Raw genomic sequence first — 16,853 nt, 5'->3', positions numbered from 1 at the left:
CCATGAGCACTCAGCAAGACAACTACCTGCCTTTTGCCCTGCTAACACACATGCCAGCGTCCTCGCTGGCGGACACACCGACAACACGCTGGGCCATCGCGCACTGGCGGCAAGCGCGCCAGACCTTCAACCAGTTGCTCAGCCTCGCGCCCGGCGCGAGGCAGGCCATCGACGACCTGTTGCGCGACACGTTCGTCAGCGATCCGCAGCACACCGGGCTGCTGTTCAACCTGGACAACACCTCCCACTTCGTCAACCTGACCCAGCTTTGCATCTTCACCCAGCACCATCCCGTCCCGCCCGGCGACCTGGATCGCCGCACCAGGGTGCAGGGCAAGCCGGGCGCCAATCCTAAGGTGATCGAGCTTCGCCCCCGTGAGTTGTATGTGCGCCTGGCCGCCCTGGACCCGGCCGCGGCCATCCGCCGTCGCTGGCTGGACTACTGGAAGGCACGGGCCAAGGGCACTGCGCTAAGCAAACGGGAACATGCCCGTCGACAGTACCGTTCACACTTCATGGCCACGTTGGAAATTGCACTGGACCAGGGCAAGCTGACGCCGGCCGAGCAACGACCGGTGCTTGGCCTGCTGGAAAATTCGGAATGGCGAGTATTCGACGCCAAACAGGTGCAGATAGATGCCCCCTCGTACCTGCCTGGCGCTCTGATCATCAGCCTCGAAGGCGAGCCGATACAGCTGCTCTATGCCCCCGCGCAACCACAAGCGTTCAGCGGCTACGCCACACGCGCGGCGCTCGAAACCGCGCTGGCTGGCGACAGGCAGGATCCCCCCACCTACACCGCCCTCGACACTATCGAAGCAGGATTCGAAGCGCTGCTCGAGCAACTGCAGAACACTTTGCTGGATACCCTCGCCCATGCCCCTGGTGCCATCCTCGAACACGATGCCAGCAGCAGCCTGAACCAAGTCGACCTGTTGGAGCAAAGCTGGCGCAACAGTCAGGTGTTCGCCGAAGCCCCCGCCGACGCGTTCATCATCGATCCGGATGACAGCCGCCCCACCCTGTTCGATTTCGGCAGTCTGGGGCAGGACCTGGCGCCAACTTTGCGTAGACAAATGATCAGCAGGCAACTCGAGCTGTTGGATAATCTGCCCGCGCACAAACGCCAGCAGCGTGATCAGTACCTGGCGACCCTCGCTCAAGCCCGGCAAACGGCCACAGCAGGGGTTGCCCGACTGAGTGCCTCCGCCAAATGGCACTCCGACGCAATCCCCACTGCCGCCAATACCGCTCTGACCCAGGCTCACACCGACGGATTGCTGGCCCATGCCCGCCTTCTGCGGCTACTGGAACAACTAGATGATGAGCAACTGGGCTGGGTCGAGTCAGTCGTCGATGGCCGCGACAGTGAAGCAGTCGTGGCTCAGGTCGAACTGCTGCCGGCCGAGGACGAAACGCAGGCAGTGAAGTCGATCCTGCCAGGCGCACTGGTGATCACCTCGAAAGCCGACCTGGCATCGCCCGATGCGCCCCAGAGCCTGTTGTTCTACTGGATAGGCGAACACGGGGGGCTGCTGCGCTGCGCCAGCCGCCAGCAACTCGAACAGTGCCTGGGGACGGGCCACGCGGTACAGTTGCATACGATCCCGACAGGCGCCATTGGTCAGGCACTGAACGCTCTGATCCAGGCCAGTCGTCAGGAAAAGGACACGCTGCAAGCCAGCGAGGGCATCGAAGCAGTTGCTGCAGTCTTGCCGCGTCTGCGCGAAACGCTTGCCCTGCGCCTGCAGGTGCCACGCCACGCCGCACGCGAAGCTGCACTGCAGCTGCATGCTGGCCAGGCGGCTGTCATTACCCGAACCGGCGCATTAATCAGTGACCTGGAAAAAATACCTACCCACGAACGACAAGCGTTGCGCACGCTGGTCAATGACTACCTTGAGGCGCTGCGCAAGGCTCATGCGCTGATTCAGCGTGACCTTCCAGACCGTCAGGCATTCTGCCTGCGCCTGATCAATCGGCGCTTCAGGCAGGATTTCGACGGATTCGACAACGATTCGATCCGCCTCGATCTTCCCCTCAGCACAGCTCACACCGGCAGGGATCTGGTCGCTGGCAGCGGTGCTCCGGGAACGCCGCTAAAAGCCCTGCTCGAACCCAGCAAGGCGCGCGAAACATTGCCCATCGAAACGCTGTTGCTGGAACACATAGACGACACGATGTACAACCGGTTGCGCTTCATGCAACTGCTCCCCGGCAGTGCCGACACCGCCCTGCGCCAGAGGCTGCAGGAAGGTATCGATGCCGATTATCTACGCGCTTTAGCCAATGAACTGGACCTTGCCCAGGGCTATGAGGCCAGTATCATCAATGCCTTCATGGGTATCGACGAAAGCGACTTCATGCAGGCGTTCAGACGCGAAAGCCTGGTCGAGCCCCATCGTTTGATTCTTCAGCTGCAAAACCTGCTGTTCCATGCCTGCGGCCATCTGGACAGCACCAGCCAGGCGATGCTCGCTCAGGTGATCGATGCACGCAGCAAAGCCGACTACCAGGCCAATGGTCGCGACCTGCGGTTGCTTTGTGCCCATCTGACCAGTGGCGGACCTGATACCAACGAACAACCAACAACACTTACTGGCATCACCTTCATCGAGGATCGAATCGGCAAGACCACCGTACTTTATCGACCCGACCACCCCACCAACCCGCTGCGCCAGTTCCCGGACCTGGAATCCGCGCGCCTGAGCCTGTTCGAGGACAGCATCGACAGCCGCGAGTGCGACTACCTGGCCAACCGGGCACTGCAAGGCAAACCAGCCGCTCATCGCTCGCGCCTGAACCAAGCGCACGATCATCATTTCGACGGCATCATCGGCATTGGCATCGAATGGCCGGCCACCAAGTCGCTTGCCGAGCTGCAACTGGACAGCCACATGGGGCAGTTACTGCAGGCCCATCGCAATACCTCGCGCTCCAACCTCGACCTGCACCTCGAAAACCTCGCCGCGCAGGCCGGCAAACTACTGCTCGGATTCAAGGTCGCCCTGGGCGTGATACCTGTCCTGGGGCTGCCGGTGAGCCTTTATGATCTCTACGATGCCTCTGCTGAACTGGTCAAAACCATTTCCGAAGGCGGCACCCGCGACGTGCTCGATGCACTGCAGACTGTGCTGGCAAGTGTGATCGACGTCGGCATGGACTTGCTCGGTGGCGGTGCTGGTATCAGTACTGCCGGGTTGCGTAAGGCGGCGACACGCTACCAACTGCGACAGCCCCTGCCGCTCGACCTGAAAAATGCCCGGGGGCGCTTGCTGGGATTAGGCGGCTATCAGATGAACGAGCCCATTTCTCTCGATGGGCTGCCCGTCGCCAGCGAAGGCCCTTATCGAGGTGTCTATCGCACCCCCCAAGGCACGGTCATCCAGTCCCATGGCCAACCGTACAAGGTGCAATGGGATGAAACCAGCCGCACCTGGGAGCTTTCAGGCAACACCGCAAACCGCTTCAGACGGGCCATAGCCCTGGACGAAAATGGCAATTGGGATACCCACTTCGCCCTGTACGGCGTGCACCGTCTAGGCGGCGGATCGGGCGGCGGCCAGGCGCTGGGGCAGCTGGCCGATAGCCTTGACCCTCTCTGGCCCGCCGCAGTGAGGGAGCGCCTGCCACGTTGGTGGAGGGACCAGGCCTATCGCCGACACAATCGGTTGCGCGACAGCATCGCCGGCGACATGCCCGTACTCAAGCATAGAAGCGACACCCTCAACGCACGCATGAAGCGCTCGTTCAGCGTTGAGGATGCGAACGACCCCAGCCTGACCGTCGAATTGCAAGGCTGCCTCAGCGATGCCAAACGTATCCACGCAGCCTGCATGGCTTTCAGCCAGGCGTCGTCCGGCCGACTCAGACACAATGCCCTGGCCCAGGCCAATGACCTGGCCATGCTGACCTGCGACAGCCACAACCGCCTCGGCCAGATGGCACAGCTGCGCCTCGATGCAGCCCTGGCCGATGTAGACAAGCTCCGGCACCTGGCCCACGGCAAATCGCTGGAACTGCTAGCAGGCATCGGCAACGCACGCTTCACGGCCGTTACCGAGGAAATACTTGCCCTGCGCGCCAGAATGGCAAGGACCCGTGCCCAGGCGCTGAAGGAAGTCGACGACATTCGCCAGCAAGTCGAGGGGATGCGTGAATGGCGCCGCAAGGTCAAGCAGACCGGCGAGCGTCGTGAGGTGTTCAAACACATCGACAGTGAACTGGGGACCTTCACCGATCACGTGCTGGACTATCTGGAAATCGGCCAGTTGATAGGGTTGTTGACCAAGCCGGTGCGCTCACTGGACGGAGGCTGGATCAACCTGCAACACCTCATGCGCAGCCCTCGAGCCGATCTGGACAGAGCGCTCTATGCCCTGCATCAGTTGGCCAACGCCCGGGCCAGCACCCGGCAACGCAGTGCCATCCTGACCGGTTCGTTCGAACAGATTCAGCAGTTCAGGAACCGACTGCGCTATTGGCAGGCAAGTTATGCCGAGCAGTTCGACCTACCCTCGGTAGGCCGGTTCGAAAACGCTCTGGCCTCTTATGAGCACTACTTCAAAGGCCTCCGGCAGAATGCTCCGCCACCCGCCGCAGTGAGCAGGAAGGGCAAGAGCCAGCCACGGGTGTTCGAGACCTCGGAGCATCGGTTCCTGATCGGCGAACCTGATCTGCAGCAGAGCAACACCTACCGCATCACTGGCGTCAACGGACGCACCGAGATCTACCGGCAGGATGCCTCAGGCAAGTTCAACCTGACCAACCCCGATACCGGTGGCCAGCCCCTGATACGCCAGGCAACCGTGGCGGAGCTGCAAACTGAAGCCCAGCGGCATCTGGATGATATCGATGCGTTCACCCGCAAGATCGAACGTTACGCAGGTCAGGGCATGGACGGCGCCAGTCTGGAAGACCTGATGCAATTCAAGGCCAGCGACCTGGGGGGCATCGCCACCCGGATCGGCCGTGAGCGCCCCCAGGATCCCTTGCTGCCAAGGTTGCGCAGCGCCGCGGCGCAGTTGCTCGAACGCGGCAGGCAAATACGCATCGACCACATCATGCAGACCCGCGAGCCCAACGGCGGACAACTGGAATACCTGGCAGCGCAGGATGCCGTGAGCATCGAGAAACACGGTGCACTGGTCGAACTCAGACGCACCGCTGAAGGCCGCCGTGACTTCCTCCAGGAGTTCATCGTGCGTGACAAGCGCCAACTGCCCGCGCACACCCTGTGGTACGCCCATGTGCACTTCAACAAAGAAGCGCCAACGTTCGAGGACTTCGTCAAGGCGCACCTCAAGACCCCCAGCCAACGCTACCTAGGTCGCGAATGGCAGGACAGCCACGTCGAAGTTGTCTGGCGTGGCGACCTGACCCGGCCACAGGCAGTGAAACACCTTTCGGCACACTTCTAAGCCGCATTCGGGCACCCTCCGGGGTGCCCTTGCGCCGTCTGCGCATCTCAGCGTCGACAGGCCCCTCAACATGAGGGAAACTCAACAGTAATTCACGCCAACCCCGTTATTGCTCACGGAGCCTTTCGTGCTGGAAATTCGCCACCTGAAAACCCTTCATGCCCTGCGCGAAGCCGACAGCCTCGTGGAGGCCGCCGAACGCCTGCACCTCACGCAGTCAGCGTTGTCGCACCAGTTCAAGGAGCTGGAAGAGCGCCTGGGCCTGCCGCTGTTCGCGCGCAAGACCAAGCCAATCCGCTTCACCAGCGCCGGCCTGCGCCTGCTGCAACTGGCCGACGCCACCCTGCCGCTGCTGCGCGGCGCCGAACGCGACATCGCGCGCCTGGCCGGTGGCACCGCCGGGCGCCTGCACATGGCCATCGAATGCCACAGCTGCTTCCAGTGGCTGATGCCGACCATCGACCAGTTCCGCGACGCCTGGCCGGAAGTGGAGCTGGACCTGGCCTCGGGCTTCGCCTTCGCCCCGCTGCCGGCCCTGGCCCGTGGCGACCTCGACCTGGTGGTGACCTCCGACCCAGTGGACCTGGCCGGCATCACCTACGTGCCACTGTTCACCTACGAAGCCATGCTCGCCGTGGCCAACCAGCACGCGCTGGCCAGCAAGCCGTACATCGTGCCCGAGGACCTGCTTGACCAGACCCTGATCACCTACCCGGTGGAACGCGACCGCCTGGACATCTTCACCCGCTTCCTGGAGCCGGCCGACATCGAGCCGGCCGCGGTGCGCACCTCGGAACTGACGGTGATGATGATGCAACTGGTGGCCAGCGGCCGCGGCGTGTGCGGCATGCCGCACTGGGCGCTGCACGAGTACAGCTCGCGGGGTTATGTGAAGGGCAAGCGACTGGGCGACAAAGGGTTGTTCGCCACCCTGTATGCGGCAGTGCGCACCGACATGCTCGATGCGCCGTACATGCGTGACTTCCTGCTGACCGCCAAGGACACCTCGTTCGCCACCCTCGACGGGGTCAGCGCGGTGCGTTGAGGCCTGCGCGCCACAGCGGCAGGATCAGGTCGCGGGTCAGCGGCGCCAGGTTCAGCGTGTTTGCCTGGTCGACGGCCAGCCAGATCACCTCTTCGATTTCCGCCGCCGGGACCACGGCCTCGTGGCACTCGACACGGAACAGTTCGGCCTGGACCTCGAAGCCCGGCTCGTTGGCAGCCGGGGCACTGAAACGGCCCAGGTAGATGGCCGCGGCGGGATCGACGCGCAGCCCCAGTTCCTCGTGCAGCTCACGCACCAGCGCCTGCGCCGGCGACTCGCCCGGATCGATCTTGCCACCCGGCTGCATGAAGGCCAGGGTATCGCGCTTGCGTACCAGCAGGGTCCGCCTCTGGGAGTCGATAAGCAGGGCGGCAGCGATGCGGATGGTCTTGGGCATGATGGACACTCGGTTTACTGAGGTTGCGCAGGATACCTGACAGGGTCCTGTCGCGGGACAAGTCGCAGCGGCGAACCGCCGCTCCCACAGCAACGCAACAGGGCCAGAACAGGCAGACGAACGGCCCCTTGCCATTCCCCTGCTTACCCGCCATAACCAACCCATGAACCTGCCCGCCCAGCTCCACCCGGTGCTCGACCTGTTCCACCCCGCCGTCGCCACCTGGTTCCGCCAACGCTTTGCCACGGTCACCGAAGCCCAGGCCGGCGCCTGGCCGCTGATCCATGCCGGCCAGTCGATGCTGCTGGCGGCGCCGACCGGCTCGGGCAAGACCCTCAGCGCCTTCCTCGCGGTGCTCGACGAATTGTTCCACCAAGGATTGCAACAGGGCGGCGAGCTGCCCGCGCAAACCCAGGTGGTCTATGTGTCGCCGCTCAAGGCGCTGTCCAATGACATTCGCCTCAACCTCGACGTCCCGCTCGCGGGCATTGACCAGCAGCTCGCACAGCTCGGTCTCGAGGCCCCGCACATCACCACCGCCGTGCGCACCGGCGACACGCCCCAGAAGGAGCGCGCCGCCATGCGCAAGCTGGCGCCGCACATCCTGGTGACCACGCCGGAATCACTGTATGTACTGATGGGCTCGGCCTCCGGTCGCCAGGGGCTGGCCAGTGTGCACACGGTGATCGTCGACGAGATCCACGCCCTGGCCGGCAACAAGCGTGGCTGCCACCTGGCACTGACCCTGGAACGCCTGCAGGCCCTCGCTGGCCGCCCCTTGAGACGTATCGGCCTGTCCGCGACCCAGCGGCCGGTGGAGCGCGTGGCGCAGTTTCTGGTTGGCCACGGACGGCCCTGCGCCATCGTTGATATCGGCCATGTCCGCCAACGCGACCTGGCGCTGGAAGTACCGCCTGTGCCACTGGGCGCGGTGATGGCCACTGATGTCTGGAGCCTGGTCTACGACCGCCTCGCTGCGCTCGCCCGCGAGCACCGCACCACGCTGGTGTTCGTCAACACCCGACGTCTGGCCGAGCGTCTGACGCGTCACCTGGGCGAGCGCCTGGGCAACCACGCGGTCGCCGCCCATCACGGCAGCCTGGCCAAGGAGCATCGCCTGGTCGCCGAGCAGCGGCTCAAGGCCGGCGAACTGCAGGTGCTGGTGGCCACCGCGTCGCTGGAGCTGGGCATCGATATCGGCGATGTCGACCTGGTCTGCCAGATCGCTTCTCCCGGTTCGATTGCCGCGTTCCTGCAGCGGGTCGGACGCTCCGGCCACCAGGTCGAGGGCATCCCCAAGGGCCGCCTGTTCCCCACCTCGCGGGACGACCTGATCGAATGCGTGGCGTTGCTCGACTGCGTGCGCCAGGGCGAGCTGGATGCCTTGCACATCCCTCACGCACCGCTCGACGTGCTGGCCCAGCAGATCGTCGCCGAGGTCAGCAACCAGCCGTGGGCCGAGCGCGCCCTGTTCGACCTGCTGCGCCAGGCCACGCCTTATGCCGAACTGGACGAGAGCCATTACCAGGCCTTGCTGCGCATGCTCGCCGAGGGCTACAACGGCCCCCAGGGCATGCGTGGCGCCTACCTGCACCGCGATGCGGTGAACGGCACCCTGCGCGGGCGTCGCGGCAGCCAGCTGACCGCGTTGACCAGCGGCGGCACCATTCCCGAAACGGCCGACTACGCCGTGCTGCTCGAACCCCAGGCGCTGAATATCGGCAGCGTCAACGAAGACTTCGCCGTCGAGAGCATTGCCGGCGATATCTTCCAGCTGGGCAACGCGTCGTACCGCATCCTGCGTGTCGAGGCTGGGCGGGTGCGGGTCGAGGACGCCCATGGCTTGCCACCGACCATTCCGTTCTGGCTCGGCGAGGCGCCTGGGCGCAGTGACGAGCTGTCTGCAGCGGTGGCCCGGCTGCAGCAGCGTATCGACCAGCAAATGCGAGCGGGCGATACTCAACAGGTGCAGGCCTGGCTCCAGGCGACTTATGAACTGGACGAAGCCTGCGCCAGCCAACTGCTGGACTACCTCGGCCGTACCTGGCAGGTACTCGGCGCCCTGCCCTCGCAGCAGACGCTGGTGATGGAGCGCTTTTTCGACGAGTCCGGCGGCACCCAGCTGATCATCCACTCGCCCTTTGGCAGCCGTATCAACCGCGCCTGGGGCCTGGCCCTGCGCAAGCGCTTCTGCCGCACTTTCAACTTCGAACTGCAGGCGGCGGCCAGCGAGGACGCCATCGTGCTGTCACTGTCCACCAGCCACAGTTTCGAGCTGGACGAAGTGTGGCGCTACCTGAACAGCCGAAGTGCCGAAGCGATCCTGGTCCAGGCTTTGCTCGACGCTCCGCTGTTCGGCGTGCGCTGGCGCTGGAATGCCGCGGTGGCCATGGCCCTGCCGCGTTACGTGGGCGGTCGCAAGGTGGCGCCGCAGATCCAGCGCATGAAAAGCGAGGATCTGGTGGCCTCGGTGTTCCCCGACCAGCTCGCCTGCCTGGAGAACATCGTCGGCGAGCGGCAGATCCCCGATCATCCATTGGTCGAGCAGACCCTCGATGACTGCCTGCACGAGGCCATGGACAGCGAAGGCTGGCTGGCGCTGCTGCGGCGTATGGAGCGCGGTGAAGTAGACCTGCTCAGCCGCGACCTGCCGGCTCCCTCGCCGCTGGCCTCGGCGATTCTCAATGCCCGCCCCTACACCTTCCTCGACGACGCGCCGCTGGAAGAGCGGCGCACCCAGGCCGTGCTCAACCGACGCTGGAGCGATGTGCACAGCGCCGACGACCTGGGCGCGCTGGACGCCGACGCCATTGCCGCGGTGCAGGCCGAAGCCTGGCCCCAGGCTCGCAACGCCGACGAAATGCATGAAGCACTGATGAGCCTGGGGGCCGTGACCGACCACGAGCTGGAAGCCAACAGTGCCTGGCGCGACCTGTTGCAGCAATTGGCCAAGGCGGGCCGGGCCTGTCGCCTGGATACGGGCGAACACCGTCTGTGGCTGGCCCGCGAGCGCCAGCAGGCGCTGTTGACGCTGTATCCGGATGCCCGCCTGGAACCGGACATGCCGGTATTGCCGGGCTTCGACGCCCCCGTCGACAGCGATACCGCCCTCACGGAACTGCTGCGCTGCCGCCTCGATGGCTTTGGTCCGATGACGCGGGAGCAGATCGCAACCCCTCTGGCGCTGAAGCCCGGCGACTGCGAACAGGCCCTGGCCCGCCTGGAAAGCCAGGGCCACGTGATGCGGGGCCATTTCAGCCCCGGCCAGACGCGCCTGCAATGGTGCGAACGGCACCTGCTGGCGCGCATTCATCGCTACACGGTCAAACGCCTGCGCCAAGAGATCGACCCGGTCAGCCTGCAGGACTACCTGCGCTTCCTGTTCGACTGGCAGCACGTGAGCGGCGAAACCCGCCTGCGTGGGCCGCAGGCGGTGCCCGAGGTGCTCGCCCAGCTGCAAGGTTTTCCCGCCGCCGCCGGGGCCTGGGAAAGCGACCTGCTGCCGGCACGGATCAAGGACTACAGCCCCCACTGGCTTGATGATGCCTGCCGCAGCGGCCAGTGGGCCTGGAGTCGGCTGGCGGCGACGCTATCGACCAGCACCCTGGCCAGCACGCCCCTGGTGCTGCTGCCGCGCGAGCACCTGGGGCTGTGGCGCAGCCTCACCCCCGCGCCCGACCTCGAACAGCTGGGCGCCCGTGCACAGCGGGTCCTGCAGACCTTGCAGGAGCAAGGCGCGCTGTTCTTCGACGAACTGGCCCATGAAGCCCACCTGCTGCCCAGCGAACTGGAAGCGGCGCTGCAGGAACTGGTGGGCTCGGGCCTGGCCAGCGCCGACGGCTTCAGCGGCCTGCGCAGCCTCATCAGCCCAGCGGCCAGGCGTAGGCCGCGCACCAGCCGGCGCGGGCACCCAGTGCTGTCGAGCAGCATGGTCCATGCCGGGCGCTGGGCCCTGCTGCGCCGCTCGTCCGCCACGGTCGACAGCGACCAGCGCCTGGAACACGTGGCCCGCAGCCTGCTGCGTCGTTATGGCGTGGTGTGCTGGCGCTTGCTGGAGCGCGAGAGCGATGTGCTACCCCCGTGGCGCGCACTGCTGCGCTGCTATCAGCGTCTTGAGGCGCGCGGCGAGATCCGCGGGGGGCGCTTCATCGCCGGGCTGGCGGGCGAGCAGTTCGCCCTGCCCGAAGCGGTAGGGTTGCTGCGCCAGGTGCGCAACCGCACGCTGGTCGGGGAACTGGTGGTGGTCAGCGGCTGCGATCCCCTGAACATGGTCGGCACACTGCTGCCGGGAACGAAAGTGCCGGCGGTGGCAGGCAATCGGTTGCTGTACCGCGACGGGGTGCCGGTCGCCAGTCGCGTGGCAGGGAAGTACCTGTTTGCGGTCGAGGCATCGGCCAGCGAACAGGATCACTGGCGCCAGCTTCTGTTGCGCGATACCGCAAGCTAGTGTGGTGTTTCACAAATAACGACCATAACTCGCGGCGCTTTTTGCGCTCATGCGGCGTTGTCGCTCCTCGCCGTAGCTGGGCTACGACTCGTCGCGACGCCTTGCCTGAGCGCAAAAATCGCTCGCGAGTTATTGGTCGTATTTGCAAAACACCACACTAGAGAACCGCAGAGTACCGCCGCTGCCGCAGGTTCAGCCCTTGGCCTGGAACCCGGCGAAGCGCTTGTTGAATCCGGCCACCCGCCCTTCCACCGTGGTCTTGCGCTGCTGCCCGGTGTACACCGGATGCGAGGCGCTGGACACATCCAGCGCGACGTAGGGGTAGGTGTGGCCATCGCTGTACATCTGGGTGCGTTCGGTAGCCACCGTGGAACCGATCAGGAAGTACACATCGGCAGCCGTATCGTGGAACAGCACCGGGCGATAGTCGGGATGGATGCCAGCTTTCATGACGCAATCTCCTGGGAGGCAATATTGATACTTTATAACATATCACGATGCGAATGATTTTCGATACCCGAGTTTTCATTTTTCTGCGGCCCGGTACGCTGGCAAAACGCCGCCCAACCGGGCTATGGTCGGTCTTTGCCCAGGCCCCTGAGCCTGACCGAGCCATCCGCAAGGACCCCGTATGAGCCTGTCACTTCTCAGCCGTTACGCCTTCTTCGCCGCCTGCGTGCTGTTCACCCTCGCCAGCCTGCCGTTCCTCGCCCACGATTGGCTGTGGCCGTTCGCCCTGACCACCGGCGTCCTGAGCCTGATCGGCGTGTTCGACCTGCTGCAGCAACGCCACGCGGTACGCCGCAACTATCCGATCCTCGGCAATATCCGCTATCTGGTCGAGGGCATCCGCCCGGAGATCCGCCAGTACCTGCTGGAGTCCGACAGCGATGCGCTGCCCTTCTCCCGCGCCCAGCGCTCGCTGGTCTATGCCCGGGCCAAGAACGAGGCCTCGGACAAACCCTTCGGGACCTTGATCGATGTGTACGAGTCGGGCTTCGAATTCATTGGCCATTCCATGCGCCCCGCGCCGCTGGCCGACCCGGCCGCCTTTCGCGTCGTGGTTGGCGGCCCGCAATGCACGCAGCCCTACTGCGCGTCGATCTTCAACATCTCGGCCATGAGCTTCGGCTCGCTCAGTGCCAACGCCATCCGCGCCCTGAACCAGGGCGCCAAGCTGGGCAACTTCCACCACGATACCGGCGAAGGCAGCATCAGCCCTTACCATCGCGAGCACGGCGGCGACCTGGTGTGGGAGCTGGGCAGTGGCTACTTCGGCTGCCGCACCGCGGATGGCCGCTTCGACCCCGAGCGCTTCGCCGCCCAGGCGCAGAGCCCGCAGGTGCGGATGATCGAGATCAAGATGAGCCAGGGCGCCAAGCCCGGCCACGGCGGCATCCTGCCCAAGCACAAGGTGACCAGGGAGATCGCCGAGACCCGCGGCATCCTGATGGGCGAGGACTGCATTTCGCCGTCGCGTCACAGCGCCTTCTCCACGCCGATCGAAATGATGCAGTTCATCGCCCAACTGCGTGAGCTGTCCGGCGGCAAGCCGGTGGGCTTCAAGTTCTGCCTCGGCCACCCTTGGGAGTTCATGGGCATTGCCAAAGCGATGCTGGAAACCGGCATCCTGCCCGACTTCATCGTCGTCGATGGCAAGGAAGGCGGTACCGGCGCCGCCCCGGTGGAGTTCACCGACCATATCGGCGTGCCGCTGCGCGAAGGCCTGCTGTTCGTGCATAACACCCTGGTGGGCCTGAACCTGCGCGACAAGATCAAGCTCGGCGCCAGCGGCAAGATCGTCAGCGCTTTCGACATCGCCAGCGTGCTGGCCATCGGCGCCGACTGGGCCAACTCGGCACGCGGTTTCATGTTCGCCATCGGCTGCATCCAGTCGCAGAGCTGCCACACCAACAAGTGCCCGACCGGCGTGGCCACCCAGGACGCGCTGCGCCAGCGCGCGCTGGTGGTGCCGGACAAAGCCCAGCGAGTGCTGAACTTCCATCACAACACCCTGCGCGCCCTGGCCGAGATGCTTGCCGCCGCAGGGCTGGAGCACCCAGCGCAACTGGAGGCCAAGCACCTGGTGCGGCGTATCTCGGCTACCGAGATCAAGCTGTTCTCGCAGATGCACGTGTTCCTCAAGCCAGGCGAGTTGCTCACCGGCGAGGTTAATGGGCAGTTCTATTCGCGGATGTGGCAGCTGGCCCGGGCGGACAGCTTCGAGCCACAAGCGGCCTGAAGCCGGCCACTCGATTTTCGATGGTCTTTGCGCAACACCGCACCACCTTGGGCTGGTCAAGGCACCGTATAAAGCTCTGCCTTGAACGAGCCCTTGGTGAACTCATCAACTTTTACCCAGCCATCGGTCGGCATGTCGGGCGTGTATGCGGATGATGGCTCGGTCACCCGCCAAAGCCGCTTGAAGCGCTTGGCAAGCACCTGTGGATTGGCGATGTAGAGTTCATTCGAGCGCTGGTAGAACAACGTCAATGTACCGTAGGTCTTTGCTGCCTGACCGCTCGTATCGGGTTGAATCTTCGTGTAGAAAAACGCCGGACGGCCGGTGGCATTGTAGTACTCGATCGACAAGTACGACCTCCTGCGATCACCCAGCAGTGCATCCCCCGGACGCCATTGTTCATTCACGTGCGCCATAACGGTGCCCAGGTCACCGCCCGGCTTGGCCTGATAATCGTAAAAAACTGCCAAGCTGAGCAGTTCGAGAGACAGACAGGCAGCGACCGATAGGAGCAACGTCCGCTTCCGCAGAGTGTCCATGGCGATCGCCAGGACCAGCGGTAGTCCCAAGAACGAAAAATATAGATAACGATTGATATATAACGGCATGCCATACGAAGCCAGCCAAAGCACAAGTATGGGGACAAAGCAGTAACTGAGCAGCAGGATACTCGGCTGACCAGGTTTCATGACACAACGTAGGATCCGGAGCGAGGCCAAGACAATGAAAAGCGCCAGCACGACGCTGAAAACATCGGAATATCGAGTGACGACGCTAAGCGTGAAAGCTCTCCAGAACGATTGCGGTATGCTCATGACCGAGGTGGGGTAATTGACAATCCAACCTACCAGCTCGCGATGGCCCAGTTGCTGATACAACACCGGCAGCCAGGGCAGATAAGCAATGACCATCAGCAAATGCCCCACCCACCATGCGCGGGACAACACCAGCGTCCGTCCCTGAACGTCTTTGCCCAACGACAGATAAAGCCAGTTGGCCAACGCACACAACGCTGAAAAATAATGGGTATACATGGCGGCGACCATTAACAGGCAGTAAGCCAGCAGGTAGATATTTTTCTGTCTGCTTACCCATTGCCAGAGCATGTACAGGGCCGTTAGCAGCAACAGCCCCAGTAACGCGTACATCCGCACTTCCTGGCTATAACGCACCCCTATCGGAAACAGCGCCAACAGCAACCCTGCTATTACCGTGGCCCGCCAAGACGCCAATTGCCGGGTTAATAACATGCCGATACCGACCGTAGCGACGCCCGCGCAAACGCTGAGGCTGCGAACCGCCAGGGGTTCACTACCGAACCACTGCATCCAGTAATGCAGCATCAGATAATAAAAAGGTGGGTGAACATCCCGGGCGGTGTGAAACAGAATCTGCTCAGGCGCCAAGCGGCTGAGTAACACACTGAACGCTTCATCCAGCCAGATGACCGGCACCGTAAGCTGATGCAGTCGTACCACCGTACCTATCAGCAAAATCGCCAGGACCACACAGGTCTTTGCGGCGCCGTGCCAGTGTAGTGAAATAGTCATGATTTGTTCTTGCCCACTCCCAGGCCCCGCACGGGCTGGATCAACCAAGCAGGACCTTAACCAGAACAGGAAGAATTTTCTGCTGACAGAAATGCCAGTTGCCAAGCGGCCTGCGCAGCGATACCCCACAAAAACAAAGCCCCGGCACTGGCCGGGGCTTCGTTCATCAGGAGGCGGTACTCACCGCGCCCTGCGCCTCTTTAGGCGCCAGGCGGAAGGTGTAGTACAGCGCCGTCAACAGCACCAGGAACGCCGGGCCGATGTACAGCGCCACGCGGGTATCCGGGAAGTACGCCATCAGGCCGACCACCAGCACCAGGAACGCCAGCGCCAGGTACGAGCTCAGCGGCCACAGCCACATGCGGTACTTCAGCGCGTTGCGCTCGGCAGTGGTGAGCCCGGCGCGGAACTTCAGCTGCGCCAGCAGGATCATCACCCAGGTCCAGATCGCGCCGAAGGTGGCGATCGAGGTCACCCAGACGAACACTTTCTCCGGCACCAGGTAGTTGGCCAGCACGCCCAGCAGCAGCGCGCCGATCGACAGCAGCAGGGCGTTGCGCGGCACGCCGTTCTTCGAGGTGCGGGCGAAGGTGGCCGGGGCCTGGCCATTCTGCGCCAGGCTGTAGAGCATGCGCCCGGTGCTGAAGATACCGCCGTTGCACGACGACAGGGCGGCGGTGATGACCACGAAGTTGATGATGCCGGCGGCGGTCTTGATGCCTAAGCGCTCGAAGGTCATCACGAACGGGCTGCCCTGGCTGCCGATCTCGTTCCACGGGTAGATCGACAGGATCACGAACAGCGCGCCCACGTAGAACAGCAGGATGCGCCAGAACACCGAGCCGATGGCCTGGGGGATGGTCTTCTGCGGGTTGCGCGCTTCGCCGGCAGTCAGGCCGATCATCTCCACGCCCAGGTAGGCGAACATCACCATCTGCAGCGACATCAGCACGCCGGTCACGCCATTGGGCATGAAACCGCCGTTGCTCCACAGGTTGGAGACACCCATGGCCACACCGTCGTTGCCGAAGCCGAAGGCGATGATGCCGATGCCACCGAGCACCATGGCGATGATGGTGACGATCTTGATCAGGGCGAACCAGAACTCGAACTCACCGAATGCCTTGACCGCGATCAGATTGATCGCGCCCATGCTGCCCAGGGCCATGAGCGCCCAGATCCAGCGCGGCACGTCGGGGAACCAGATGCCCATGTAGATGGCCACCGCGGTGATCTCGGCGACGCAGGTCACCAGCCACAGGAACCAGTAGTTCCAGCCGGTCAAAAAACCCGCCAGCGGGCCGAGGTAGTCTTGGGCGTAGCGGCTGAACGACCCGGCGACCGGGTTGTGCACGGCCATTTCACCAAGGGCGCGCATGATCACCAGGATGGCCAGGCCACCGATGATGTAGGACAGCATGATGGCGGGGCCGGCCATTTCGATGGCCTTGGCCGAACCGAGGAACAGGCCGACGCCGATACAGGCGCCGAGGGCCATCAGACGGATGTGCCGTTCGCCCAGCTCGCGCTTGAGCGGGCCGCCCTGGGCGGACTCGCCTTGGGCAGGGTGGTTGCCGACTGGCATAGCAATACAACCTCATTTTGTTATTGGATTTGACCTTCGTGCAGCACCGGCCGCGCCGATAGGCGGGGCGTCGTCTCGCCAGGCCGCCTTGTGGGCGGGCCTGTCCACCGGGCACACAGCACCGGCGGTTCGAAGGGGGCGAGCAGTATAGGAAGCCACTTGCAGGG

Annotated in this window: 8 protein-coding genes; 4 read left to right on the top strand and 4 right to left on the bottom strand. The window is 63.9% G+C overall.

Annotated features, from left to right (window positions below):
- The first annotated feature begins 2 nt into the window (after window positions 1-2).
- Together ABZO33_RS19465 and metR are read left to right on the top strand one after the other, a co-directional pair.
- Window positions 3-5,420, top strand: coding sequence for a dermonecrotic toxin domain-containing protein (locus ABZO33_RS19465; protein WP_414537318.1), 5,418 nt, complete (start codon window positions 3-5; stop codon window positions 5,418-5,420).
- Window positions 5,421-5,547: 127 nt separating this feature from the next.
- Window positions 5,548-6,465, top strand: a complete 918-nt coding sequence (metR, locus tag ABZO33_RS19460) for a transcriptional regulator MetR (protein ID WP_414537317.1) — start codon at window positions 5,548-5,550, stop codon at window positions 6,463-6,465.
- On the opposite strand, the gene ABZO33_RS19455 is transcribed toward metR, so the two are convergent.
- A complete protein-coding gene (locus ABZO33_RS19455; protein WP_414537316.1) occupies window positions 6,449-6,862 on the bottom strand; it encodes an NUDIX hydrolase in 414 nt (137 codons plus the stop codon). The two genes, metR and ABZO33_RS19455, sit on opposite strands and share 17 nt — an antisense overlap.
- A 163-nt stretch (window positions 6,863-7,025) precedes the next feature.
- Between ABZO33_RS19455 and ABZO33_RS19450 the strand changes: the two genes are divergently transcribed.
- Window positions 7,026-11,309 carry a DEAD/DEAH box helicase gene (locus ABZO33_RS19450; RefSeq protein WP_414537315.1) on the top strand — a complete coding sequence of 1,428 codons (4,284 nt, stop codon included), beginning with the start codon at window positions 7,026-7,028 and terminating at the stop codon, window positions 11,307-11,309.
- Window positions 11,310-11,501: 192 nt separating this feature from the next.
- Here ABZO33_RS19450 and ABZO33_RS19445 read toward each other — a convergent pair whose 3' ends face one another.
- Window positions 11,502-11,759, bottom strand: coding sequence for a type B 50S ribosomal protein L31 (locus ABZO33_RS19445; protein WP_414537313.1), 258 nt, complete (start codon window positions 11,757-11,759; stop codon window positions 11,502-11,504).
- A 181-nt stretch (window positions 11,760-11,940) separates the two neighbouring features.
- On the opposite strand from ABZO33_RS19445, the gene ABZO33_RS19440 reads away from it, so the two are divergent.
- Complete coding sequence (locus tag ABZO33_RS19440; protein WP_414537312.1) at window positions 11,941-13,551, top strand: FMN-binding glutamate synthase family protein; 1,611 nt, start codon at window positions 11,941-11,943, stop codon at window positions 13,549-13,551.
- Between the two features lie 56 nt (window positions 13,552-13,607).
- On the opposite strand, the gene ABZO33_RS19435 is transcribed toward ABZO33_RS19440, so the two are convergent.
- Together ABZO33_RS19435 and ABZO33_RS19430 are read right to left on the bottom strand one after the other, a co-directional pair.
- Complete coding sequence (locus ABZO33_RS19435) at window positions 13,608-15,101, bottom strand: glycosyltransferase family 39 protein (RefSeq protein ID WP_414537311.1); 1,494 nt, start codon at window positions 15,099-15,101, stop codon at window positions 13,608-13,610.
- 166 nt (window positions 15,102-15,267) lie between these two features.
- Entirely contained in the window at window positions 15,268-16,686 is a 1,419-nt protein-coding gene (locus tag ABZO33_RS19430) for an amino acid permease (protein WP_414537310.1), read from the bottom strand.
- Between the last annotated feature and the right edge of the window lie 167 nt (window positions 16,687-16,853).

The organism is Pseudomonas sp. CAM1A (assembly GCF_047501685.1).
Lineage (GTDB): Bacteria > Pseudomonadota > Gammaproteobacteria > Pseudomonadales > Pseudomonadaceae > Aquipseudomonas.
The sequence above is the reverse complement of the archived record's forward strand: the minus strand, read 5'-3'. Positions and strand labels throughout refer to the sequence as shown.

Excerpts from the sequence above, each read along its gene's own strand:
- ABZO33_RS19465 (WP_414537318.1), top strand. The coding sequence starts at position 3 with ATGAGCACTCAGCAAGACAACTACCTGCCTTTTGCCCTGCTAACACAC.
- ABZO33_RS19455 (WP_414537316.1), bottom strand. The coding sequence starts at position 6,862 with ATGCCCAAGACCATCCGCATCGCTGCCGCCCTGCTTATCGACTCCCAG.
- ABZO33_RS19450 (WP_414537315.1), top strand. The coding sequence starts at position 7,026 with ATGAACCTGCCCGCCCAGCTCCACCCGGTGCTCGACCTGTTCCACCCC.
- ABZO33_RS19445 (WP_414537313.1), bottom strand. The coding sequence starts at position 11,759 with ATGAAAGCTGGCATCCATCCCGACTATCGCCCGGTGCTGTTCCACGAT.
- ABZO33_RS19440 (WP_414537312.1), top strand. The coding sequence starts at position 11,941 with ATGAGCCTGTCACTTCTCAGCCGTTACGCCTTCTTCGCCGCCTGCGTG.
- ABZO33_RS19435 (WP_414537311.1), bottom strand. The coding sequence starts at position 15,101 with ATGACTATTTCACTACACTGGCACGGCGCCGCAAAGACCTGTGTGGTC.
- ABZO33_RS19430 (WP_414537310.1), bottom strand. The coding sequence starts at position 16,686 with ATGCCAGTCGGCAACCACCCTGCCCAAGGCGAGTCCGCCCAGGGCGGC.